Below are 22,028 nucleotides of genomic sequence, written 5' to 3' on the forward strand. Positions count from 1 at the left end.
CTCCTATCCCTTGACCGCGCCGCCGGTCATGCCGGTGGCGACCCGTCGCTGGAGGACGAGGAAGAGGACGAGGACGGGCAGTGCGAACAGGGTGGCGGCGGCCATGGTGGCGCCCCAGTCGGTGCCGAAGACGTTGGAGAACGAGGAGAGCCAGACGGGGAGGGTCCGGTCGTCCTGGTTCTTGATGATGAGCATGTTGGCGAAGGCGAACTCGTTCCAGGCGGTGATGAAGCCGAAGAGCGAGGTGGCCAGCAGACCGGGCGCGAGCAGCGGGAAGGTGATCCGCCGGAAGGCGGCGGCGCGGGTGCAGCCGTCGACCCGGGCGGCTTCCTCCAGTTCGGCGGGGATCGCGGTGAGGAAGCTGCGGAGGGTCACGATGGTGAACGGCAGGGTGATCATGAAGTAGACGAGGGTCAGGGTGGCGAGCCGGTCGAGCATGCCGGTGTCGCGGGCGATGACGTACATCGGGATGAGCAGCGCTTCCCACGGGGCGACCTGGGCGACGAACACCATGAGGACGAAGGCCCGGCGTCCCTTCCACCGCAGCCGGGCGACGGCGAAGGCGGCGCCGAGGGCGACCAGGAGGGCCAGCAGGACGCACCCGGCGGTGACGAGGAGGCTGTTGCGCCAGAAGGACCAGAAGCCGTCGGCGGAGACCGCGGCGGAGAAGTGGTCCAGCGTCAGCGAGGTGGGCAGGAAGACCGGTGTCTCGGCCCGGATGTCGGCGGTGGGTTTGAAGGCGGTCAGGATCATCCAGTACACGGGGAAGACGCTGAGCACGAAGACGAGCAGCGCCGCGGCGTTCAGCGGCAGCCGTCCCGGCCGGGCGGACGCGGTGCGGGGTCTCACAGCTCTGCCTCCTGGCGGAACATCTGGCGGAAGTAGAGGATCAGCGCGCCGATCAGGATGAGCACGGTGAGGGTGGCGACGGCCGCCCCGAGGTCGTAGCGGTGCAAGGACTGGGCCACCTGGTAGGAGTAGACGGGCAGGGTGGTGGTCGCTCCGCCGGGTCCGCCGCCGGTGACGGCCCAGATCTGGGCGAAGCAGCGGAAGACCCAGATGACTTCGAGGCTCAGGACCAGCCCGAAGACCGGCTTGAGGACGGGCAGGGTGACCGAGAGGAAGATCTGCCGGCCGTTCGCCCCGTCGATGCGGGCGGACTCGAACAGCTCGGCCGGGACGGTGGTGAGCGCGGCGTGCAGGGTGATGGCGACGAACGGGACCGACTGCCACACCACGAGCAGGACGAGGACGGTGAAGGCGGCCGGCCCGTGGGCCAGCCAGGAGTAGTTCTCGAAGGAGTCGAAGCCGAGCCGGACGAGCAGCCAGTTGACCACCCCCAGCCGGGAGGCGAAGAGCCACTGGAAGACGGTGGTGGTGGCGATGACCGGACTGGCCCAGGCGAGCACCAGCCCGACGAGGACCAGGGTCCGCATTCTGCCGCCGAGCCGTTGCAGCATCAGCGCGACGAGGGTGCCGATCACCATGATCAGGACGACGTTGACGGCGGTCCACCACAGGGTGCGCCGCACCACCTGCCAGAACTCACCGTCGCGCAGGACCGTGAGGTAGTTCTCGAAGCCGGCGCCGGCCGCCCCGCCCCGGATCAGCTCCGCCATGCCGTAGTGCTGGAAGGAGATCAGGACGTTGCGCGCCAGGGGGTGTACGAGCAGGAGGAGGACACCGATCACCGTGGGGGCGACGAGGAGGTAGGGCCACAGCACGGCCGGGACGGTCCGCCGCCGGCCCACCGCGCCGGAAGGCGGTGGTGCCGTCCCCGCGGAGGCCCGGGCGGCCGGCGGGCGCGGGCGGTCCTCGGTCCTGGTCATCGGCGTCCCCCCGCGAACCCGCTCACGGGTCGAGGGTCTTGCTGATGGCGTCGGACGCGGTCCTGGCGGCCTCTGCGGGGTCGGCCCCGGTGAGGACGGCCGTCATGTACTCCTTGATCGGGTTGGTGGCCTCGACGGCCGCCCACTGAGGGGAGTTGGGGGTGGCGCGCCCTCGGGCGGCTGCCGCCGCCATCGCGGCGTTGCCCTCGTCGTCCTCGAGCACCCCGGCCAGCGAGGTCCGGTTGGGGACGTAGCTCATGGCGCGGGCCAGTTCGGTCTGCTCCTTCTCCCCGGCCAGGGACCTGACCACTTCGTAGGCGGCGTCCTGGTGGGCGGAGGCGAGGGGCACGATCAGGTCCGAGCCGCCGGTGAAGGTCGCTCCCGGCCGGTCCGCCGTCGTGCCGGGGACGGGGAAGAAGCCGAGCTTGCCGGCGAGGTCCGGATTCGCCTGCTCCACGATCTTCGCCCCGCCGGGAACGGCGATGATCTGTGCGACGTCGCCCTCGGCGAAGACGTCGGCCTGCGGCGGGTTGGCCTCGTCGGCGTCCTTGGGGCCCTGCCCCAGCGCCTGGAGCCGCTCGTAGAAGTCCATGCCGCGGAGCGCCTCGGGGGTGTCCAGGGCGCCCTTCCAGGAGTCCCCGTTCTGGACGGCGAGTTCGCCGCCCTCCTCCCAGACGAAGCCGGCGAGGGTGTACCAGTTCTGTCCGGGGAGGTAGATGCCCTGCGTCCCGTCGCGGTCGAGCTTCGCGGTGATCCGCAGCCATTCGTCCCGGGTGGTGGGCGGCGCGGTGATTGCGGCCTTCGCGAAGAGGTCCTTGTTGTAGATGACCACGCGGTTGGCCGCGTACCAGGGGATGCCGTACTGCCTGCCGTCGACCTTCCCCGGCTCGGCGAGGCCCGGCAGCCAGTCGGCGCCCTTGAGTTCACCGACCTTGTCGCTCAGGTCGAGGACCCCGCCGCTCTGGGCGTACTGCGCGACCTGGGTGTTGCCCACCTCGATCACGTCCGGGGCGTCCTTGCTGGCGAGTGCGGCGGTGATCTTCTCGCCGATGCCGTCCCATTCCTGGATCTGGACGTCCAGCCGGATGTCGCCGTGCCCCGCCTCGAAGTCCTTCTCGAACCGCTGCAGATAGGCGTCGGAGACGCTGTCCTTCATGATCCATACGGTGAGCGCCTCGGGCCCGTCCGACTGGCCGGACTCCGGGCCGGAGCTGCCGCACGACGTCAGGGCACATGCGGCGGCGAGCGCCGCCGCAACCGGAATGAAGCGGATCTTCACTGGATACACCTCGCAGATGAGTTGACCAGTTGGCCAACTGGACAACGATGTGGCTAGAAGGTGGCATAGACCAGTGGAGGCGTCAACCCACTGTGCAATACGGGCAGTTGAGCACGTTGTAGACTTCAAAGCCCTTGAACCGTGCTTTACCAGCGGACCAGTTGCGGGCATCGCAGCAGAAAGGTCGGTCATGGAGAACAGTTCCTCCGGCGGCGTGCTCAAACGGGAACGGGTCCGGGAACACCTGCTCGGCCTGATCGAGGGACGCCGGCCCGGCGACGCCATCCCGTCGGAGCGCACCCTCAGCGCCGAACTGGGCGTGTCCCGGCCCACGCTCCGCGCGGCCGTGGACGAGTTGGTCGCGACGGGCCAGCTCGTGCGCGAGCACGGACGCGGCATGTTCGTCGCACCCGCGAAGATCACCCAGGAGCTGGTCTCCGACGACGCGGCCTTCGCCCTGCCCCGGGCGGCGGGCGCCTGGTCCAGCAGGCTCCTCCAGCTCGACACCGTCCGCGCCGGCGCGCGCATCGGCCGCAAGCTGCGCGTCTCCCCCGCCGCCGACGTCGTCTACATCGCCCGGCTCCGGCTGGTGGACGGGGCGCCCATGGCCATCGAGCACCTGCACATCCCGGCGGATCTGGTGCCCTCCCTCACCCCGCAGGAGCTGGAGGCGGGCGACCTCTACGACCACCTGCGCGAACACCACCACGTACACGTCGACCACGCGGTGCAGTCCATCGAGCCCACCGTCATCAACGAGGCGGAGGCGGCCGTGCTGGACATCCCGGTCCTCTCGCCCGCGCTGCTGATCGAGCGTCTGACGACGGACACGGCGGGCCGCCCCGTCGAGTACGTGCACTCCCTGTACCGCGGCGACCGCTACCGCATCGTCTCGCGTCTCTCGCTCGGCGCCTCGGCCGCCCGCCCCCGGCCCGAGGGCCACCACCCGGGCATCCCGCCGGGGGACTTCGCGCACGGGGACATCATCACCACGTCGACCACCGGGGACGCCCACTGACGGCGGACACGGACGCACGCCGGGCCCGCCCCCGTCCGGTGACGGGGGCGGGCCCGGAATCCCGCGAGGCCGCCCGCTACGACACGGCCATCCCGGCCGCCGGCGCCCCGTCCGGGTGGGCCAGCCCCAGGTGGTCGCGGAGCGTGGTCCCCTCGTACTCGGTGCGGTGGACGCCGCGCTCCTGCAGCAGGGGCACCACGGTGTCGGCGAAGGCGTCCAGCCCGCCGGGCGTGATGTGCGGGGCGAGGATGAAGCCGTCGGAGGCGTCGGCCTGGACGAACTCGTCGATGGTCCGGGCGACCGTCTCCGGCGAGCCGACGAAGGACTGCCGGTTGCCGGTCTCGATGACGAGGTCGCGGATGGACCACTTGTTGGCGGCGGCCAGCTCCCGCCACTGACGGGCGGTCGCCACCGGGTCCCGGTACATCCGCACCTGCGCGCGCCCGCGGGCCACCGTGTGCTCGCCGGGGTCGGGGTCCACCTCGGGCAGCGGCCCGTCCGGGTCGTAGCCGGACAGGTCCCGGTTCCAGACGAACTCCAGGTGCTTGATCGCGGTGGCGCCGCTCACCTGACTGCGGCGCACCTCGCGGGCCTTCTCCTCGGCGTCCGCGTCGGTGTCCCCGAGGACGAAGGTCGCGGCGGGCAGGATCAGCAGTTGGTCGGGGGTGCGGCCGTGCCGGGCGAGCCGCCCCTTGACGTCGGCGTAGAAGGCCCGGCCGTCTTCGAGGGCGCTGTACCGGCTGAAGATGGCGTCGGCGCTCGCCGCCGCGAACTCCCGGCCCTCGTCGGAGTCGCCGGCCTGGAAGATCACCGGTCGGCCCTGCGGGCTTCGGGGGACGTTGAACTGCCCCTCGATGTCGAAGTGCTGACCCTTGTGGACGAAGGCTCCGGCCCGCGCGTCCCGCAGGAAGGCACCGGTACGCGGGTCGGCGAGGATCTCGTCGCCGCGCCAGGAGTCGAAGAGCTCGTGCGCCGTCTCCAGGAACTCCTTCGCCCGCGAATAGCGTTCGTCCTGCGGGAGGAAGCCGCCCCGGCGGAAGTTCTCGCCGGTGAAGGCGTCCCACGAGGTGACGACGTTCCACGCCGCCCGCCCGCCGGAGAGGTGGTCCAGGCTGGCGAACTGGCGGGCCACCTCGTAGGGCTCGTTGAAGGTGGAGTTGATGGTGCCGGTCAGCCCGAGGCGGTCGGTGACGGCGGCGAGGGCGGACAGCACGGTGAAGGTGTCGGGCCGCCCGACCACGTCCAAGTCGTATATTTTTCCGCCCTGTTCACGCAGCCTCAGCCCTTCGGCGAGGAACAGGAAGTCGAACTTGGCTCGTTCGGCGGTGCGGGCGAAGTGGGCGAAGGAGCTGAACTCGATGTGGCTGCCCGCCTCGGGGTCGCTCCACACGGTGGTGTTGTTGACGCCGGGGAAGTGCGCGGCGAGGTGGACTTGCTTGACCGGCTTGCCGGTGAGGTCACGGGTGCTCATGTCGGTGGTCCTTCCGGCTCAGACGGCGGCGTAGCGGTTGGCGGGGCGGGCGAGTCCGAGCAGCCCGCGCAGGGTGTCGGCCTCGTACGCGGTGCGGAAGGCGCCGCGCCGCTGGAGTTCGGGCACCAGCCCGCGGCTGATCGCCTCCAGGTCGTGCCCGAGCACGGCGGGCCGCAGCCGGAATCCGGTGAGGCCGGCGCCCTGCCACTCCAGCAGCAGGTCGGCGAGGTGTCCGGGCGTGCCGGCGAAGATCTTCGCGTCGCTGGTGTACGGGGTGCCGGCGAGGCCGTCCAGGCGGTCCCGGCGGTCCGCCGCCGCGCCGGGTTCGTCGTCCAGGAAGACGACCAGGTCGCCGAAGACGTGCAGCGGCTGGTCCGCCCGGCCGGCGACGGCCTGCTCGGCGCGGATCTCGGCGAGGATCGCGCGCGCCTGGTCGGTGTCGTGCGGGGTGACGTATCCGATGTCGGCGGCGCGTGCGACCAGTTGGTAGGGGATGGTCTGGTGGGCCAGGGCGCTGACCAGCGGCTGCCCCTGGGGCGGCCGGGGCGTGATGGAGGGGCCCTTGACGCTGAAGTGCCGGCCTTCGAAGTCGATGTAGTGCAACTTGTCCCGGTCGATGAACCGTCCGGTGGCGACGTCCCTGATCTCGGCGTCGTCCTCCCAGCTGTCCCAGAGCCGGCGCACCACCTCGACGTGGTCGCCCGCCTCCTCGAAGAGGTCGGCGACCAGGTGCTGCACGGCGGGGGTGCCGAGGTCCTCCAGCGCCAGCGGGGGAATCGTGCGGCGGCCGAAGTGGGCGGCCTCGTGCTGCTTGACGGACACCTGGACGCGCAGGCCGGCGCGGCCCTGGCTGACGTGGTCGAGGGTGGCGATGGCCTTGGAGATGTGGAACGGCTCGGTGTGGGTGGCGACCACGGTCGGTACGAGCCCGATGTGCCGCGTCAGCGGAGCGACCCGGGCGGCTATGAGGACCGCGTCGAGCCGGCCGCGCACCTGGTCGGTGCGGTCGTCCGGTTCGGCGAAGCGGGAGGACTGGAGTCCGAGGGCGTCCTCGATCGTCACGAAGTCGAGCAGGCCGCGCTCCGCCTCGGCGACGAGGTCGGCCCAGTAGCCGGCGGTGAGCAGGTCGCCGGGGCGGGCGCCGGGCTCGCGCCATGCGGCGGGATGCCAGCCGGCGCCGTCGAGGGCGACGGCCAGGTGGAGCGGGTGGTGCGGGGCGGAAGCTGACGAGGACACGGGGGTGCCTTCCTGATCGGACCGTGGGTGATCACCGCCCCTCGCCCGGAGGGACGGCGGCAGGGGTACGGGTCAGGAACGACAGAGTGCGCCGGCGACGCGTTGCAGATCGATGTGGGGGCGCGTGTACAGATGGACGCGGCGTCGCGGGACGAGGGCCCTGACGGGCGGGCGCGTGCGCACCGTCACCACCGTCACCCACCCCTCTCCGGCGGTCCCCGTGGGGCCCGCGCCGCGGAACCCGGTCGGGTCCCGCCCGGCCGTACGACGCCCGCGTGTGCGGGGTCCGGCGGGCCGCCGCACGGTCCCGGCGACGGCGGCCGACGGCCTTCGTGAACGCTACGCGGGGCCGACCCGCCGCGCAATGCCCGCAGATCACGACCTTCGCGGGTGCCGTCGGAAGGTGCGGCGCCGGAACTGCCGCCTCCGCTGCCGGCCGGGGACGGCCCGACGGTGGCCGCACGGGCGGGGCACTCCTTTCCTCACCCATTCAGGCACGGCTCGTATCCACATGGTCACCCTGTGTGGCATCGCCGGTTGATCGCCCATAGCTTCGGCTCATGAGAACAAAACACCTCACCGGCCTGGCGGCCCTCACCGTCGCCACAGCAGGCGTCCTCGGCCTCTCGGCCGTCCCCACCGCCGCGTCCGCGCACCGTGACCTCGTGGTCCACCCCGGCGAGTCGATCCAGGCCGCGGTGGACGCCGCGGAGACCGGTGACACCGTCGTCGTCCTGCCGGGCACGTACCGCGAGAGCGTCCACATCACCACGCCCGGCCTGACGCTGCGCGGGATCGAGGGCCGTACGGTGATCGCGCCGCCCGCTCCCGCCAAGCCGGCCGCGGGCGCCACGGCCGCCAAGGGACCGCGGGCCGCCAACGCCTGCGCCGCCGCCGGGAACGGCGTCTGCGTCGTCGGGACGAAGGGCCGCACCGTCGACGGCGTCCGGATCCACTCGCTGACCGTCGCCGGCTTCACGAAGAACGGCGTCTGGTCGTCCTGGACCGACCGGCTGTCCGTCCGCCGGGTCACCGCCGAGGACAACGGCGTCTGGGGCATCGCCCAGGAGCGTTCCACCCGCGCCCGCTTCGGCCGCAACACCGCCACCGGCAACGGCGACGCCGGGATCTTCGTCGCCAACTCGGTCAGCGAGGAGGGCGGGGCCACCGACACCGGCGGCACCGTCGTCGAGGACAACACGGTGAGCGGCAACCGCATCGGGGTCACCGCCCGCCGCGTCAGGAACCTCGTGATCGACGGCAACACCCTCACCGGCAACTGCAGCGGCGTCTTCGTCGTGGGCGACGAGTCCAAGCCCGCCGCCGGGGAGATCACCATCAGCGGCAACCGGATCCTGAGGAACAACAAGCTCTGTCCGGCGACTCCGCGCCTGTCGGCGATCCAGGGCTCCGGCATCGTCCTCACCGGCAGCGAGCGCACGGTCGTGCGGTCCAACGAGATCAGTGACAACGCCGGCGCCACCGCGTTCTCCGGCGGCGTGGTGCTGCTCAAGAGCTTCGTGGGCGCGCTGAACACCGACAACACCGTCAGCGACAACCTGCTGAGCGGCAACCAGCCGGCCGACCTCGCGAACGGCGACGCCTCCGGCACCGGCAACACCTTCGTCAGCAACACGTGCGGGACGTCCGTCCCGACCGGCCTGTGCGCCGGATGACCGGCCGCCGCCGCACCAGGAGAAACGAGACGGCATGACCACCGTGAGCCCCACCCCCGAGACCACCCCCCTGACCGCCGGCCGGCCCCCGGCCGGCACGCACACCCCGCCGCCGTCGATGCGGCTGCGGGAGCTCGCGTTCGGTGCGGCCTGCGCCGCGGCCGTGCGCGCGGCGGCCCGGCTCGGCGTCGCGGACGCCCTGGGCGACGCCCCCGCCTCGGCCGCGGAACTCGCCCTGGTCGTGGACGCCGAGCCCGCGCCGCTGCGACGGCTGCTGCGGGCGCTCGCGTGCTACGGCGTGTTCAGCGAGACGGAGGACGGCAGGTTCGTCCACACCGAGACGTCCCGGCTGCTGCGCGAGGACGACCCGCACAGCCTGCGCTACATCTGCCTGTGGGTCACCGAGCCCTGGACCTGGGAGGTCTGGCCGCGGCTCGACGACGCGGTGCGCTCCGGCGCGACCGTCTTCCCCGAGCGCTTCGGCAAGGGTTTCTTCGACTACCTCCACGAGGACGCCGGCGAGTCCGCCCAGGTGTTCAACCGGGCGATGACCACGTCGAGCGTCCAGTCGGCGCGGGACGTCGCCGAACTCCTCGACCTCACCGGGGTGTCCTCGGTCGCCGACATCGGCGGCGGTCAGGGCCACGTCCTGGCGAGCCTGCTGGAGAAGCACCCGTCGGTCCGGGGCACCCTGCTGGACCTGCCGGGCGTGGTGGCGCGCGCGGACGAGCGGCTCCGGGACGGCGGCGCGCTCGCCGACCGGGTGCGGATCGTGCCGGGGGACTGCCGCGAGGACATCCCGTTCCAGGCGGACCTCTACGTCATCAAGAACATCCTGGAATGGGACGACGAGAGCACCCGCAGGACCCTCGCCAACGTGGTCGCCGCCGCCCGCCCCGGCGCACGTGTGGTGGTCATCGAGAACCTGGTCGACGACACCCCGTCGATGCGGTTCACGACCGCGATGGACCTGCTGCTGCTGCTCAACGTCGGCGGCGCCAAGCACACCCGGGAGAGCCTGGTCACCCGGATCTCCGACGCCGGCCTGCTGGTCGGTGAGGTCCACCCCGTCAACGCCTACCTGCACGCCTTCGAGTGCACGGTGCCGTAACCGGCCCCGCACGGCGGACCGCCCCGGGCCCGGCACTCAGGTGCCGGGCCCGGGGCGGTCGTCGTGGGTGCGTCAGACGGATCCGTCGCGCTGCCACCGGTAGAACTGCTGCGCCATCGCGTCCTTCGGGCCGCGCCAGGTCTGCGGGTCGTAGGGGCTCACGAAGGAGGTGAGCCTGTCGCTGATGGCCTTGAACTCGGGGTGCTCCATCGCCTTGGCGATCTCCGGCCCCGGCGGGCGGTCGGACTCGATCAGGTGCAGGTAGACGTCGCCGAACTGGAACAGCGTGCGCCGCTTGACGCCGACGAGGTGCGGCAGTTCGGTCTCGTCGGAGGCCGCGAACAGGTCCGCGATGTCCGGGGCGGAGTCCGGCGCCATCCGGGCGACAATCAGTGCGTGATGCATCGGGCTGCCTTTCGGGGCATCAGTGGGCGGGGACGGAAGCGGAGCGCTCCCGGTCGCGCTGCTCGATCTTGTCGCGGATCAGCTCCATCTGGACGCGGGAGTTCCGGTTGATGTTGTCGGTCATCCACGCGTCGTCGACCGGGGCGTCCGGTCGCATCGCGAAGTCCTGGCGCCACACCATGCGGGTGCCGCCCGGCACCTCCTCGTACTCCCAGCGGATGTCCATGTGCTGGAAGGGGCCGGTCTCGACGCGGCGGGCGCGCACGTTGCGGCCCTCGCGGTCCGTGGTGCGCTCCGAGACCCAGCTCCAGACCGTGCCGTTCTCGTCGGGGTGCATGGTGAGGCGGAAGGTGGTCGTGTGTCCCTCCCGTGCCAGCACCTCGACGGACGCGTACTCGCTGAACAGCTGCGGCCAGTTCTCGAGATCGTTCGTCATGTCCCAGACCAGGTCCAGGGGTGCGGCGATGGTGATCTCGTTCTCGGTCTGTCCGGACACGTCAGGCTCCTGTCACGAGGGTGGTGTTCACGAGGTCGAGGAACTCGCGGGGGGTCTTGCAGCGGTCGGCGTCGGCGGGCAGCCCGTGGCCGTACCGGTTCTCCAGCGCGGCCACGATGCCGAGCAGGCCGAGCGAGTCCAGCCCGTACTCGTCGAAGCCGGTGTCGGGACTGCTCTCCATCCGCACCGGGTCGACGGTGAGGCCGGCGCCGTTCTTCATCAGCGCGGCCAGTTCTTCGTACGTCAGCTGAGCGGACATGGGGTCTCTCCTTCTCACAGCGGGGTGTCGGTGGGGCGGCGCAGCACCAGGGCCGAGTTGGAGCCCATCAGCCCGCGGCTCAGCACGAGCGCGGTGCGCAGTTCGGCGGGGCGCGCCCGCCCGGTGACCACGTCGAGGTCGTGGCACACGTCAAAGACGTTCGGCGTGGGCGGGATCAGGCCGTGCTCCATGGCGAGGACCGCGGCCGCGGTGTCCAGCACGGGTGCGCCGCAGTAGGCGCGGCCGGTGCCGGTCTTGGGGACCGTGACCGGCACCCGCCGTCCGTGCGCGCCGAGCGCGTCGGTGAGGGCCAGCGCCTCGGCGCGGTCCGCGGCGGGCACGCCGAGACCGTCGGCGAAGACCACGTCGATCTCCTCCGGTGCGCAGCCGGCCTCGCGCAGCGCCCCTTCGACCGCCCGGGCCAGTCCCGCGCGGGACTCCTCCCAGCGGGAGGCGCCGGTGAAGGTGGCGGCGTGGCCGGCCAGTTCGGCGCGGACCCTGGCGCCGCGTGCGCGGGCCGCCGTCTCCTCCTCGACGACCAGCATGCCGCCGCCCTCGGCCGGCACGAACCCGCAGGCGTCCGCGGTGAACGGCCGGTAAGCGCGGGTCGGCTCGTCGCTGAGGCTGAGGTCGGCGTAGCCGAGCTGGCAGACGACCGAGTACGGCGCGAGCGGGGCCTCGGCCGCGCCGACCACCACGGCGTCGGTGCCGCGGCCGACGGAGCGCGCGGCGTGCATGAGCGCGTCCAGTCCGCCGGCCTCGTCGCTGGCCACCACCGCGCAGGGCCCCTTGAAGCCGCCCCGGATCGAGATCTGCCCGGTGCTGGCCGCGTAGAACCAGGCGATCGACTGGTACGGGCCGACGTAGCGGGGGCCCTGCCCCCACAGGCGCTGCAGCTCGCGCTGGCCGAACTCGCCGCCGCCCGACCCGGCCGCGGTGACGACGCCGACCTTGAACGGGGTGTCCTGGTAGTCGGCGCGGCCGAGCCGGGCATCGTCCAGGGCGAGGTCGGCGGCCGCCATCGCGTAGTGGGTGAAGCGGTCGGTCTGGACGAGGTAGCGCTCCTCGATGAACGCCACCGGGTCGAAGTCCCGGACCTCCCCCGCGATCTTGAGCGGGAGGTCCTCGCACCCGTCGCGGGTGACCCGGTCCAGGACGCTGACGCCTTCCTGGGTCTGCTTCCAGAAGGCTCCGGCGCCGGTGCCGTTGGGGGCGACGACGCCGATCCCGGTGATGACGGAGCGGCGGCCCGCCGGAGTTGCCGGTGCGTTCATGAGGTCCTCCCGCCGGATCTGGTCATGGCCACGGCGGACTGGAAGCCGCCGAACCCGCTGCCGACCGAGAGCACGCTGCGCAGCTTGACCGGCCGTGCGGTGCGCGGCACGTAGTCCAGGTCGCACTCGGGGTCCGGCGTGTCGTAGTTGGCCGTCGGAGGCACCGTCTGGTGCTTGAGGGCCAGCACGCACGCGGCGATCTCGATCGCGCCGATCGCGCCGAGGGAGTGCCCGACCATGGATTTGATCGAACTCATCGGCACCTCGTACGCGTGTGCGCCCAGGGCCCGCTTCACCGCGGCGGTCTCGTGCCGGTCGTTCTGCTTGGTGCCCGAGCCGTGCGCGTTGACGTAGTCGACCTGCGAGCCGTCGAGCCGGGCGTGCGCGAGGGCGGTGTTGATGGCCTCGGCCATCTCCAGCCCCTCACTGGTCAGCCCGGTCATGTGGTAGGCGTTGCCGAAGGTGGCGTAGCCCGAGATCTCGCAGTAGACGGTCGCCCCGCGGGCCCGGGCGTGCTCCAGTTCCTCCAGGATGAGGACGGCCCCGCCCTCGCCCATCACGAACCCGTCGCGCCGCGCGTCGAACGGCCGGGAGGCGTGCTCCGGGTCGTCGTTGTTCGGCGAGGTCGCCTTGATCGCGTCGAAGCAGGCCACCGTGATCGGGGTGATCGGGGTGTCGGAGGCGCCGGCGACGCAGATGTCGACGCGGCCCTCCTCCACGGAGTGGAAGGCGTAGCCGATGGCGTCGAGGCCCGAGGTGCATCCGGTGGAGACCGTCTGCACGGGTCCGTGCGCGCCGACCTCCTCCGCGACCGCGGAGGCCAGGGTGCTCGGCGCGAACGCCCGCTCCAGGTGGGCGCCGGCCGACCGGTGGTCGACGTCCCACCGCTTGCCGCCGGCGCTGACCGCGACGTAGTCGTGTTCGAGCCGAGTGGTGCCGCCGACCGCGGTGCCGAGCGAGACCCCGATCCGCCAGGGGTCCTCGCGTTCCAGGTCGAGACCGGCGTCGCCGAGCGCCTCCCGGGCGGCGACCAGTGCGAACTGCACGTACCGGTCCGAGCGGGCGATCAGCTCGGCGTCCAGGCCGTGCGCCACCGGGTCGAAGTCGCACTCGGCCGCGATCCGCGAGCGGAACGGCGTCGGGTCGAACAGCGTGATGCCGCGGGTCGCCGTGCGGCCGTTGGCGAGCAGGTCCCAGAACGCCGGGGCGCCGATGCCGCCGGGGGCGACGACGCCGACCCCGGTGACCGCCACCCGGCGGGTCACGACGCGGCCGCCGTTCGTTCTGGCGGCGCCCCGCGGTCGGCCGTCCCGGGGGCCTCGGTGACCTCGGTGTCGACGTGGCCGAGCTCGGGGCGCGGGGCCAGCGGGCCGAGGTGGAACACCATCCGCGCCTGGACGTCGCCCACGTTGCGGAAGCGGTGGCGGACGTTCAGCGGGATCAGCAGCCCCTGGTCGGGCCGCATCGAGAAGGTCTCGTCGTCCAGGTCCACTTCGAGGAGCCCGTCCACCACGTACACGAACTCCTCGGAGTACGGGTGGTAGTGCTCGCCGATGCGGTCGCCGGGTTCGATGAGGGCCAGCCCCATGAAGCCGCTGGTGGCACCCACCGCCGTCGGGGTGAGCAGGGCGCGCAGGTCACCGCCGCGCCTGCGGTTGGGCTGCGTCTCGCTGAGGTCCACGATGCGAGGCCGATGGGTGGTCATTTGCTCTCCTCCAGGCACGTTGTGCGGTGATGCGGCGGTGCGGGGATCGTCCCCGCACCGCCGTTGACGCGTCAGGACTCGGTGGACCGACGGTCGGTGATCAGGTCCATCTCGGCCCGCGCCAGGAAGCGCGCGGCCTCCCGGTCGTTCGTCGGCAGGCCGCTCGGACCGCTCTCCAGCAGCCGGTCGAGGACGGCCGCCTTGCGGTCGTCGCCGATGCCGATCGCCTGCGCGGGGTGCGCGTCGAGCGGGCCGTTGACTTCGAGGAGCCGCACCACGACGTCGTCGCGCGAGAAGATGGTGCTGCTCTCGACGGGGCTCGCCGCGTCCTCGGCGGCCTCCTCGTCCTGGCCGGCCAGGAGCTGGGCCAGCGCCATCCCGCAGCCCTCCTTGGCCTGGTAGAACAGCGCGTGCCGCTGGACGTCCGCGGCGGCGTGGCGGCCGGCCGTCACGTGGTGGACGGTCGGCAGCGCCGCACGGGTGAAGAACATGCGGGCGGAGTCCGGGTCGCTGAGGTCGCGGTCCTGCTCCAGGTACGGGTTGATCGCCTCCTCGACGGCCCTGACCTCGGGCTGGCGGGAGACGTGCCGGAGGGCGGCCATCAGGTCGCCCTCGATCTCCACCGCCCGCACGACGCGGTTGCCGTGCATGAAGAGCGAGGTACGGCGCAGCCGGGTGTTCTCGTCCACGCGGGCCTGCGGGGAGTCGTAGTCGGCGAGGATCTTCGCGACCATCTCCTCCGTGCCGGGCTTCACCGTGAAGGTCAGCGCGTGGCGGACGATCCCGTCGCCCAGGCGCGGGGCGGCCTGGAGACGGCCGCGGGCCGCCTCGGGAGGGTTCTCGAAGCCGACGCCGGTCTCGCGCAGCACGCTGAAGCGGAGCGAGCGCGTGTCGCGTACGCAGTTGTGCAGCGGCTGCACCGTCGCCACGTGCTCCTCGCTGTTGACCCAGGCGAGGAAGGGCGGCGCGCTCTCCCACTCGCTGGTGATGAGCCACTGCGAGGGGTTCTCGATGGACTGGCAGAGCTGGTCGCTGATGTGTCCGGGCGTCGAGGCCACCTGGTTGCGCATGTGCTCGTACGCCTCGAGGAACTCGTTCTGAGCTCCGTCGTACAGGTCCAGAAGCAGTATGACGCGGAGCCTCGAACCGTCGAAGGCGGACTGGGATACCCGTTCCGAGAGGGTTGTCATCGTGTGCTCTCCTTCGAGGGGATGCGGTCGTACGTCGCGCGTCCGCCCGTCATCCGTACAAGTTCGGTGGAAGCCGCGCGGGTCCGTGCCCGGCGTCGCGGGACGTGCCGCCCCGTCGTCGCGCACACCGCTCCCGCGTCCGATCGTGGGCCGCTGGTGCGGGGTGCGCCAGATTTATGAACCGTTCAGGTGAGGAGGCGGTGCGAGCCCCGCCGAACCGTCTCCGCCAGGGCATGGACACTGCGTCCCCCTGCGTCCGAGCTGGAGCAACTGATGAACGAAAACGTCGACCACCGTGTACCGGTCCTCATCGTGGGCGGCTCCCTGGTGGGCCTGTCCGCCTCCCTCTTCCTGAGCCGGCTCGGCGTGGACCACCTGTTGGTGGAGAAGCACCGCGGCACCTCGACCCACCCGCGCGGGCGCGGCAACAACGTCCGCACCATGGAGCTGTTCCGCACCGCGGGCGCGGAGGCCGCGATCCGTGACGCCGCCTCCGTCCTGGCCGGCAACCACGGAATCCTGCAGGCCGGTTCCCTCACCGGCGACGACCAGGAATGGCTGTTCAAGGAGATCGATCCGGGTGGCGGGCTGGCCCGGTTCAGCCCGAGCGGGTGGTGCCTGTGCAGCCAGAACGACCTGGAGCCGGTGCTGGTGGAGCGCGCCCGCTCGCTCGGCGGCGACCTGCGGTTCTCGACCGAACTGCTCACCTTCGAGCAGGACCCGGACGGGGTCACCGCCGTCCTGAAGGACCGGGAGACCGGGGAGCACACGACGGTGCGCGCGGACTACCTGATCGCCGCCGACGGGCCCCGCAGCCCGATCCGGGAGCAACTGCGCATCGGGCAGTCGGGGGCCGGCGACCTCTTCCACAACGTGAGCATCACCTTCCGCTCGCGCGGGCTCGCCCCGGTGGTGGGCGACCGGCGCTTCATCGTCTGCTACCTGACGAAGCCGGATGCGGACGGGGCGCTGCTGCCGGTCGACAACGAGGAGAGCTGGGTCTTCCACGCGCCGTGGCAGCCCGAGCGGGGCGAGACGATGGAGGACTTCACCGACGAGCGGTGCGCGGAGCACATCCGCCGGGCGGTCGGCGCACCCGGCCTCGATGTGGAGATCACCGGAAAGGCCCCGTGGCACGCGGCCGAACGGGTCGCCGAGCGGTACGGGTCCGGCCGGGTGTTCCTCGCGGGCGACTCGGCCCACGAGATGTCCCCCACCGGGGCGTTCGGCTCCAACACCGGCATCCAGGACGCGCACAACCTGGCGTGGAAGCTCGCGGCCGTGATCGACGGGGCCGCGGGTCCGGGGCTGCTGGAGACGTACGAGGCGGAGCGGCTGCCGGTGGCGCGGGCCACCGGCGCGCGGGCGTCGGCGCGCTCGGCGGAGCACAGCCACCCGGGGTTCGCGGCACCGGCCGGGCCGGGCGGCGGCCGCAAGGGGGGCATGCTGCCGGTGGTGCTCGGCTACCGCTACGTGCGGGGGGCCGTCGTGGGCGCCGATCCGGAGCTTCCGGTCGTGCCCGAGGGCATGGACCTGACGGGGATGCCCGGCACCCGGGCGCCGCACCTGTGGGTCGTCCGGGACGGCGCCCGGGTGTCGACCCTGGACCTCTACGAGCGGGCCTTCGTGCTGCTCGCGGACGCGGGACGGCCGCAGTGGCGCGCGGCGGCGGCACGGGTGGCGGAGCGGCTGTCGGTGCGGCTGGACGCCTTCGGGATCGGCTCCGGCCCGGAGGCGGACCTGGAGCCGGCGGACGGCGCCGACTGGGCGGCCGCCCACGGCACCTCCGCAGGGGGTGCGGTGCTGGTGCGCCCCGACGGGTTCGTGGCCTGGCGTTGCGAGGACGCGGTGGACGACCCGGAGGCCGTGCTGCACGAGGTCATGACGGCCCTGCTGCACCGCGCCTGACGTGACGGCTCCGGCCGGCCGCTCCCTCCGGAGCGGCCGGCCGGAGTCGTGCGGGGCGGGTCAGCGCGAGCCGGTGAGAGCCGCGAAGACCACGACGTTGTCCGGGTAGCCGGACTTCTCGCTGTACGTGCCGCCGCAGGTGATGACCCGCAGCTCCGGCCGGTCCGACGGCCCGTAGACCTTCTCGTCCGGGAAGGTCTTCTTGTCGTACGCCTCGACGGCGTAGACGGTGAACACGGCGACGCTGCGGTCGGCGCGGACGATCTCGACGGTGGCGCCCCTTCGCAGGGCTCCGAGCCCGTAGAAGACGCCGGGGCCGAGCCGGGTGTCGACGTGTCCGGTCGTGACGGCGGTGCCCACGGAGCCCGGTACCGTGCCGTCCGCGTACCAGCCGCTGAGGACGGGGTTGTTGTCGGGCGGGGTCTCCAGGGCGCCCTTCGCGTCGAGCGACAGCTTCACCAGCGGCGAGTCCACCTGGAGACCGGGGATCCGCAGCCGGAGGGGCTCCGAGGGGGCCAGGGGCGGTACGCCGGAACGTGCCGCGGCGGTGTCGCGGGCGGCGGCGGGCGGGGCGGGTTCCGAAGGACGGGCCGTCGGCGGGGGACTCGCGGGCGGGGGCCGCAGCGGCGTCGGGCGGAACGGCCTCCGGGGCAGGAGCGCCAAAGGCGCGGTGAGACGGCGCACCAGGGCCGGCGGCCCGGGGTCGGGACGGTCCGCGAACAGGTAGTGCGGGGCCCGCGCCGGGACGTGCGCGGCGAGGGCCGGGGCCGGCGCCCGGTCCGCGGTCACCGGCGCGGGGGCGGCGGCCGGGGCGGGCGGTGGCTGCGGCGGGTCGGCGTCGCGCAGGCCGCCGACGACGAGCACGGTGCCCGCCACGACGGTCCAGAGGAGGTGTTTGGCCGTCGGGAACGGCTGGGACGACGGCGGGGACGGCGGCTGGGGGCTGCGACCGGTTTCCATCGGGTGGGTCTCCGCTTCGCGGCGTGGGGACGGGAAGCCGTGCGCTCCGGACCCCGCCGGGGTCCGGAGCGCACGGGGCGTGACGTGGGGTCAGCCGCGGTCCGCGGGCCGGCGGCGGAGCCGGACCACTCCCCCGGCGGCCGCGCCGGCGAGCAGCACGCTGCCGACGGCGAGCTGGGTGCTGTGGTCGGTGGGGGCGCCGAATCCGGCGTCCACGCCGCCGCGGGGGCCGTCGGCGATCCGGTAGGTGTCGGTGAACTTGTTCCGCGGCGGGCACTTCACGGTGACGGTGTCGCTGCTGCGTCCGGTGTCCTCCGGGAGGTCGAACGTGCCGACGAGTTCGCCGGCGCTGTCGCCCTCCAGGAGATGGAAGGCGCCCGCGGCCTCGGAGGTGCCCTTGCCGTAGGTCTCCTTGCCGCATGCCCGGGTGGTGACGGTGATCCGCGTGCCGGGCGCGGCGTTCGCGGGGCTGATCCGTAGGGTCTGGTCACCGGTGGGGTCGGCCGCCGCGGCGGCCGGGGCGGCGAGGGCGAGCGCCCCTGCGGCCAGACAGATGCCCACACCGATGCGAGTGTCGCACATGATGATCCTTGATCCTCCGGGGGAGCAGGGGCCGGCCGGACTGCGCGGCGCCTCTGCTGTGCTCCGCGTCCGAGGCAACCGACAGTCCGTCAGCGCCGCAACAGGAGGAAGCGCCGGTGGTGTCACCCTGCCGGGTCCCGGACCGCCGCCCCCGGCCTCCGTTTGCGCAGGTCACCCTCTTCGGGGCCGGTACCGCAGGAGCGATCGGGCACGGACGGCGAACGGGCTAAGCCGTGCGCGGGCGCCGCCCCCGTGGTGCGCGGGGGCGGCGCCCGGTGACGGCCCGTGAGTCAGCGGCCGTGGACGCCTATCTCGTCGATCGAGTAGCGGTTGTCGGTGGCGCGTTCGAGGCACTGGATCCGGACGTAGCGGGCCTCGGTGGGAGTGAAGGCGCGGTTCTCCACGCCGCCCCGGCCCGCGGTGGTGGTGTGCACGGTGCGCCAGGCCGCGTTGTCCGTGGAGACCTCGATCCGATAGGCGCGGGCGTACTGGTCCGCCCAGTCGAGGGTGGTCCGGCCGACCTGGCGGACGGCGCCGAGGTCGACGGTGATCCACGCGGTGGCGACCGTCTTGCTGGCCCATCGGGTGGACGGGTCCTGGTCGACGGCCTTCTTCGGCGGGTAGGAGACGACGACCGCGTCCTGGTGGTCGGAGGCGGTCGCGGACGCGCCGACGGCGAGGTTCGCCAGGCTGTCGCCGCGTCGCGCCGGGAACTCCACCACCTGCTGGTAGGTCGGCCGGTTCTGCCAGGCGATGCGGGGCACGGTGATGCCGCCCATCGCCCGGTGGACGATCGAGTCGGCGCACACCTGGGCGCCGGGGTCGCACTGGGCGTCGCCCGGGTAGACCGTGGCCGCGGGGGTGGCCGCCGCGGTGGCCAGGGTGGAGAGCAGCGTCCGGCGGCAGGCGGCAACCGATCCCCCGCCGCAGTACGGCCGGTCGAGCGGGCTGCCGACCGCCCTGCCGAGCACGGACCGCAGGTCCTTGTCGACGTACGACCACCAGCCGTGCTGGAAGGCGGAACCCTTGTGCGCCTCGCCGGCGGCGATGCCGGAGGCCGCGCCGCCGGTGCCGTTCTGGCCGCCGGACGGGGACTCGTTGATGGGGGCGACGGTGGTGAGGGCGCGGTAGAGGCCTTCGCCGAGGGTGGACTTGAACGTGCCTTCGACCAGCAGGGGCCACCAGGCGTCCAGGATCCGCACGGCGTCGGCGTCGGCGTAGACGCCGGAGCCCTTGGCGGTCTCCCTGCGGTGCGAGCCGGCCTGCTGCCAGGCGCGCAGCTTCGCGACGGCGGCCGCCTGCGCGGGGTCCGTGACCGGTGCGGTGGCGACGACGTCGAGGACGGTGGGCAGCACCTCTTCGGCGCGCAGGTCGACGGTGGCGGCGTCCTCCATGGCCTTCACGAGCTGGGTGCGGGTGACCCCGCCGGCGTCGACGAGGGCCGAGACGCGGGTGTCCAGGAGGTCGGCGCGGTGCACCGAGCCGTTGCCCCACCCCGAGGCGAAACCGTCGGCCTGCTTGTTGTTCCAGCTGATGTAGTAGTCCTGGTCGACCGACTGCGGGTGGGCGGCCGGAGCGGTGACGGCCGAGGTATTGGCCGCCGGGTCCCAGTCCTTCCACTCGCGCGCCCGCTCCGCCAGGATCGGCCGGTCGGGGTCGGTGCCGTCGGCCCGTACGGGGTTGGTGCCGGAGTTGTAGTAAGCGGTGTGGTCGGCGTCGGCGTAGAACCAGTTGAAGGTGTAGCCGACGTTGCGGGCCGCCTGCTGGAAGGTCTGGGCCGAGGTGATCTCGGCGGGGTCGTTGAACTGCTGGAAGCCGATGACCGAGTCGATGTCGTGGTGGTAGGTGGAGCGCAGCGCGGTGAAGGCGACCGGTTTGCCGGCCACCGTGCCGGTGTGGCTGACCAGCCCGTAGGCGCTGCGCCGGGTCACCAGGTCGTAGGCGCCGGTCGCGGTGGCGTCGGCGGTGGTGGCGGACCAGCTGTTGTGCTTGGTGAGCGTCTCGAAGGGGGTGCAGACCCCGCGCAGCAGGTAGTGGAGGGAGCCCGTGGTGGGCGCGGCTCCGGAGGGCTCGCAGAGTTCCACGGCGAACGTGTCGGTGATGTCCTGGTTGGCGGAGGTGGCGCTCCAGGAGTAGTCGAGGCCGCGGCCGATCTCCACGTAGAAGCTCAGGCCGGGGAAGGACGCGCCGCGGGAGCGCAGGCCGGGGCCGTCCAGTTCCTGGATCATCAGCAACTGCGGTGCGTAGTAGCCGGTCTGCGGTCCGTAGACGGCGACGGGGTGTCCGGAGGCGGTGTGTTCGCCGGACACCACGAGGGCGTTGGACATGCCCTTCTTCGCCGTGATCAGGTCGCCGGGCAGTACGCCCTCGGCCTGGCCGGTCTTCGCCGCGGCGGCCGGGTCGGCGCCCGTGCCGGTGCCGTTGCGGGAGTGGTCGAACGCCCCGACGCTCCCCCGGTCGGGTACGGCGACGCCGGTGGGGGCGGCCGGGGTGGTGGCGTACGGGAAGGCGCCGGTGTGCTGGGTGGTCACCGCCTCGGTGTCGTTCTGCGCCCGCCAGGCGGTGTACGCGGCCTTGCCGGCGGTGACGCCGTAGCGCTGCTGGAACTCCAGCTCGGCGAGGGCGTTCTCGACCTCTCCGCCGCCGCCCCCGCCGAAGATGGCACCGACCACCGAGGCGATCGCCACCACGTCGTTGGGGGTGAAGTCCTTGATCGAGGACCCCTGGCCGGTCAACTGGTACTCACCGGGATAGGAGTCGGCGGCGACGGTGTCGTCGATCCAGGCGTTGATGCCGGCGACGTAGTTCTGGATGTCCTGAAACGCCTGCGCGCCCTTGGCGCCGGAGTCGCGGACGCGTTCGAGTTGCCGGGTGAGGTCGCTCTCGGTGTACGGCGCCACCGCCCACAGGCTCTGTTCGAGGGCGCGGTTGCCGGCCGCGCCGCCCGCGAAGGACGACAGTTCGCCGCGTCCGACGTGACGCAGCACGTCCATCAGCCACAGCTTGTCCTCGCCGGCCGCGTAGCCGGCGCCGAACTCGGTGCCGGCCCGGGTGGTTCCCTTGATGTGCGGGGTGCCGGTGGCCTTGTCGCGGGTGATGGTGACGTCGGCCCGCGGGGACTGGGTGCTCTCCACCTGACCGGCGGGCACCCCGAGCGACGCGTCGTTGAAGTAGGCGGCGAGCTGGTCGTCGGTCAGGCCGGAGTAGTCGTGCAGCAGGTTGTCGTAGGGCTCGATCTGGTCCGCGGAGTGCTTGGGGCGGGTGCCGATGGTGCGGTGCAGCAGGATTCCGGCGAGGGTGGCGTGGCCGTTCTGGCCGGCCGGGAGGATGTCCTGGCACTGACCGAGGCAGGGGTCGCCGGCCGCCGGGACGGGGTCGACGCCCGGGGCGGCGACGGCGGGGGCGGCGACGCCGAGCGGCACCAGCAGCGCGGAGGCGGCGACCACGGCGAGGAACGCGGCGCGCAACCGGGCTCGGCGGCGCGGTGGCGGGGCGAGCGGAGCGGATCTCATGGGTGCGGGCCCTTCGGCAGAGGCGTCGCCGGCGTGCGGGGCGACGGGTCGGGAGGATCACGGAACCGGGCGCGGGAACAGTAGCCCCGCGCCCGCCGTCCGCGGGAGACTTGCGGC

At 72.7% G+C, this 22,028-nt stretch carries 20 protein-coding genes; 4 read left to right on the forward strand and 16 right to left on the reverse strand.

The window, feature by feature from the left end:
- Window positions 1–3: 3 nt before the first annotated feature.
- From Q0994_RS09175 to Q0994_RS09185, 3 genes are all read right to left on the reverse strand, one after another.
- The gene (locus Q0994_RS09175) at window positions 4–753 is read right to left on the reverse strand and encodes a carbohydrate ABC transporter permease (protein WP_363325541.1); all 750 of its coding nucleotides are present in this window, start codon (window positions 751–753) and stop codon (window positions 4–6) included.
- A gap of 92 nt (window positions 754–845) precedes the next feature.
- Complete coding sequence (locus Q0994_RS09180; RefSeq protein WP_299532120.1) at window positions 846–1,721, reverse strand: carbohydrate ABC transporter permease; 876 nt, start codon at window positions 1,719–1,721, stop codon at window positions 846–848.
- Between the two features lie 130 nt (window positions 1,722–1,851).
- Window positions 1,852–3,108, reverse strand: a complete 1,257-nt coding sequence (locus Q0994_RS09185; RefSeq protein ID WP_299531425.1) for an extracellular solute-binding protein — start codon at window positions 3,106–3,108, stop codon at window positions 1,852–1,854.
- 190 nt (window positions 3,109–3,298) lie between these two features.
- Between Q0994_RS09185 and Q0994_RS09190 the strand changes: the two genes are divergently transcribed.
- On the forward strand, window positions 3,299–4,126 hold the full coding sequence (locus tag Q0994_RS09190; protein ID WP_299531426.1) for a GntR family transcriptional regulator: 828 nt from the start codon (window positions 3,299–3,301) through the stop codon (window positions 4,124–4,126).
- A gap of 76 nt (window positions 4,127–4,202) precedes the next feature.
- On the opposite strand, the gene Q0994_RS09195 is transcribed toward Q0994_RS09190, so the two are convergent.
- From Q0994_RS09195 to Q0994_RS34150, 3 genes are all read right to left on the reverse strand, one after another.
- Complete coding sequence (locus Q0994_RS09195) at window positions 4,203–5,597, reverse strand: NtaA/DmoA family FMN-dependent monooxygenase (protein WP_299531428.1); 1,395 nt, start codon at window positions 5,595–5,597, stop codon at window positions 4,203–4,205.
- 18 nt (window positions 5,598–5,615) lie between these two features.
- Window positions 5,616–6,833: an LLM class flavin-dependent oxidoreductase gene (locus Q0994_RS09200; RefSeq protein ID WP_299531430.1), complete on the reverse strand. Its 1,218-nt coding sequence runs from the start codon at window positions 6,831–6,833 to the stop codon at window positions 5,616–5,618.
- 72 nt (window positions 6,834–6,905) lie between these two features.
- Complete coding sequence (locus Q0994_RS34150; RefSeq protein ID WP_363325539.1) at window positions 6,906–7,136, reverse strand: putative leader peptide; 231 nt, start codon at window positions 7,134–7,136, stop codon at window positions 6,906–6,908.
- Window positions 7,137–7,393: 257 nt separating this feature from the next.
- Between Q0994_RS34150 and Q0994_RS09205 the strand changes: the two genes are divergently transcribed.
- Together Q0994_RS09205 and Q0994_RS09210 are read left to right on the forward strand one after the other, a co-directional pair.
- Window positions 7,394–8,509, forward strand: a complete 1,116-nt coding sequence (locus tag Q0994_RS09205; RefSeq protein ID WP_299531432.1) for a nitrous oxide reductase family maturation protein NosD — start codon at window positions 7,394–7,396, stop codon at window positions 8,507–8,509.
- 34 nt (window positions 8,510–8,543) lie between these two features.
- Window positions 8,544–9,620: a methyltransferase gene (locus Q0994_RS09210; RefSeq protein WP_299531434.1), complete on the forward strand. Its 1,077-nt coding sequence runs from the start codon at window positions 8,544–8,546 to the stop codon at window positions 9,618–9,620.
- A gap of 72 nt (window positions 9,621–9,692) precedes the next feature.
- Here Q0994_RS09210 and Q0994_RS09215 read toward each other — a convergent pair whose 3' ends face one another.
- The 7 genes from Q0994_RS09215 to Q0994_RS09245 all read right to left on the reverse strand — a co-directional run bounded on the left by Q0994_RS09215 (window position 9,693) and on the right by Q0994_RS09245 (window position 14,949).
- A complete protein-coding gene (locus Q0994_RS09215) occupies window positions 9,693–10,025 on the reverse strand; it encodes a TcmI family type II polyketide cyclase (RefSeq protein WP_299531436.1) in 333 nt (110 codons plus the stop codon).
- A gap of 19 nt (window positions 10,026–10,044) precedes the next feature.
- Window positions 10,045–10,521: an SRPBCC family protein gene (locus tag Q0994_RS09220; RefSeq protein ID WP_299531438.1), complete on the reverse strand. Its 477-nt coding sequence runs from the start codon at window positions 10,519–10,521 to the stop codon at window positions 10,045–10,047.
- A gap of 1 nt (window position 10,522) precedes the next feature.
- Entirely contained in the window at window positions 10,523–10,780 is a 258-nt protein-coding gene (locus Q0994_RS09225) for an acyl carrier protein (RefSeq protein WP_299531440.1), read from the reverse strand.
- 14 nt (window positions 10,781–10,794) lie between these two features.
- Window positions 10,795–12,054 carry a beta-ketoacyl synthase N-terminal-like domain-containing protein gene (locus tag Q0994_RS09230; protein ID WP_299531442.1) on the reverse strand — a complete coding sequence of 420 codons (1,260 nt, stop codon included), beginning with the start codon at window positions 12,052–12,054 and terminating at the stop codon, window positions 10,795–10,797.
- Entirely contained in the window at window positions 12,051–13,319 is a 1,269-nt protein-coding gene (locus Q0994_RS09235; protein WP_299531444.1) for a beta-ketoacyl synthase, read from the reverse strand. Before Q0994_RS09235 ends, Q0994_RS09230 begins: the two co-directional genes overlap by 4 nt.
- Entirely contained in the window at window positions 13,316–13,759 is a 444-nt protein-coding gene (locus tag Q0994_RS09240; protein WP_299531446.1) for a cupin domain-containing protein, read from the reverse strand. Before Q0994_RS09240 ends, Q0994_RS09235 begins: the two co-directional genes overlap by 4 nt.
- 71 nt (window positions 13,760–13,830) lie before the next feature.
- Window positions 13,831–14,949: a TcmI family type II polyketide cyclase gene (locus Q0994_RS09245; RefSeq protein WP_299531449.1), complete on the reverse strand. Its 1,119-nt coding sequence runs from the start codon at window positions 14,947–14,949 to the stop codon at window positions 13,831–13,833.
- 273 nt (window positions 14,950–15,222) lie between these two features.
- Here Q0994_RS09245 and Q0994_RS09250 point away from each other — a divergent pair, with 273 nt between their 5' ends.
- Window positions 15,223–16,857 (forward strand): FAD-dependent monooxygenase, encoded by a 1,635-nt coding sequence (locus Q0994_RS09250; RefSeq protein ID WP_299531452.1) that lies wholly within the window; start codon window positions 15,223–15,225, stop codon window positions 16,855–16,857.
- Window positions 16,858–16,917: 60 nt separating this feature from the next.
- On the opposite strand, the gene Q0994_RS34155 is transcribed toward Q0994_RS09250, so the two are convergent.
- The 3 genes from Q0994_RS34155 to Q0994_RS09265 form a co-directional block, all read right to left on the reverse strand.
- Window positions 16,918–17,817 (reverse strand): class F sortase, encoded by a 900-nt coding sequence (locus Q0994_RS34155; RefSeq protein ID WP_363325540.1) that lies wholly within the window; start codon window positions 17,815–17,817, stop codon window positions 16,918–16,920.
- A gap of 90 nt (window positions 17,818–17,907) precedes the next feature.
- On the reverse strand, window positions 17,908–18,399 hold the full coding sequence (locus Q0994_RS09260) for a sortase (protein ID WP_299531456.1): 492 nt from the start codon (window positions 18,397–18,399) through the stop codon (window positions 17,908–17,910).
- Between the two features lie 290 nt (window positions 18,400–18,689).
- Complete coding sequence (locus Q0994_RS09265) at window positions 18,690–21,911, reverse strand: penicillin acylase family protein (RefSeq protein ID WP_299531458.1); 3,222 nt, start codon at window positions 21,909–21,911, stop codon at window positions 18,690–18,692.
- Between the last annotated feature and the right edge of the window lie 117 nt (window positions 21,912–22,028).

Origin of the sequence: uncultured Streptomyces sp. (assembly GCF_947488945.1) — a bacterium.
GTDB lineage: Bacteria > Actinomycetota > Actinomycetes > Streptomycetales > Streptomycetaceae > Streptomyces.

Coding starts and splice junctions, on each gene's coding strand:
- Q0994_RS09245 (WP_299531449.1), bottom strand. CDS start 14,949: ATGACAACCCTCTCGGAACGGGTATCCCAGTCCGCCTTCGACGGTTCG.
- Q0994_RS34155 (WP_363325540.1), bottom strand. CDS start 17,817: ATGGAAACCGGTCGCAGCCCCCAGCCGCCGTCCCCGCCGTCGTCCCAG.
- Q0994_RS09195 (WP_299531428.1), bottom strand. CDS start 5,597: ATGAGCACCCGTGACCTCACCGGCAAGCCGGTCAAGCAAGTCCACCTC.
- Q0994_RS09265 (WP_299531458.1), bottom strand. CDS start 21,911: ATGAGATCCGCTCCGCTCGCCCCGCCACCGCGCCGCCGAGCCCGGTTG.
- Q0994_RS09240 (WP_299531446.1), bottom strand. CDS start 13,759: ATGACCACCCATCGGCCTCGCATCGTGGACCTCAGCGAGACGCAGCCC.
- Q0994_RS09215 (WP_299531436.1), bottom strand. CDS start 10,025: ATGCATCACGCACTGATTGTCGCCCGGATGGCGCCGGACTCCGCCCCG.
- Q0994_RS09205 (WP_299531432.1), top strand. CDS start 7,394: ATGAGAACAAAACACCTCACCGGCCTGGCGGCCCTCACCGTCGCCACA.
- Q0994_RS09225 (WP_299531440.1), bottom strand. CDS start 10,780: ATGTCCGCTCAGCTGACGTACGAAGAACTGGCCGCGCTGATGAAGAAC.
- Q0994_RS09210 (WP_299531434.1), top strand. CDS start 8,544: ATGACCACCGTGAGCCCCACCCCCGAGACCACCCCCCTGACCGCCGGC.
- Q0994_RS09190 (WP_299531426.1), top strand. CDS start 3,299: ATGGAGAACAGTTCCTCCGGCGGCGTGCTCAAACGGGAACGGGTCCGG.
- Q0994_RS09260 (WP_299531456.1), bottom strand. CDS start 18,399: ATGTGCGACACTCGCATCGGTGTGGGCATCTGTCTGGCCGCAGGGGCG.
- Q0994_RS09230 (WP_299531442.1), bottom strand. CDS start 12,054: ATGAACGCACCGGCAACTCCGGCGGGCCGCCGCTCCGTCATCACCGGG.
- Q0994_RS09250 (WP_299531452.1), top strand. CDS start 15,223: ATGAACGAAAACGTCGACCACCGTGTACCGGTCCTCATCGTGGGCGGC.
- Q0994_RS09175 (WP_363325541.1), bottom strand. CDS start 753: ATGATCCTGACCGCCTTCAAACCCACCGCCGACATCCGGGCCGAGACA.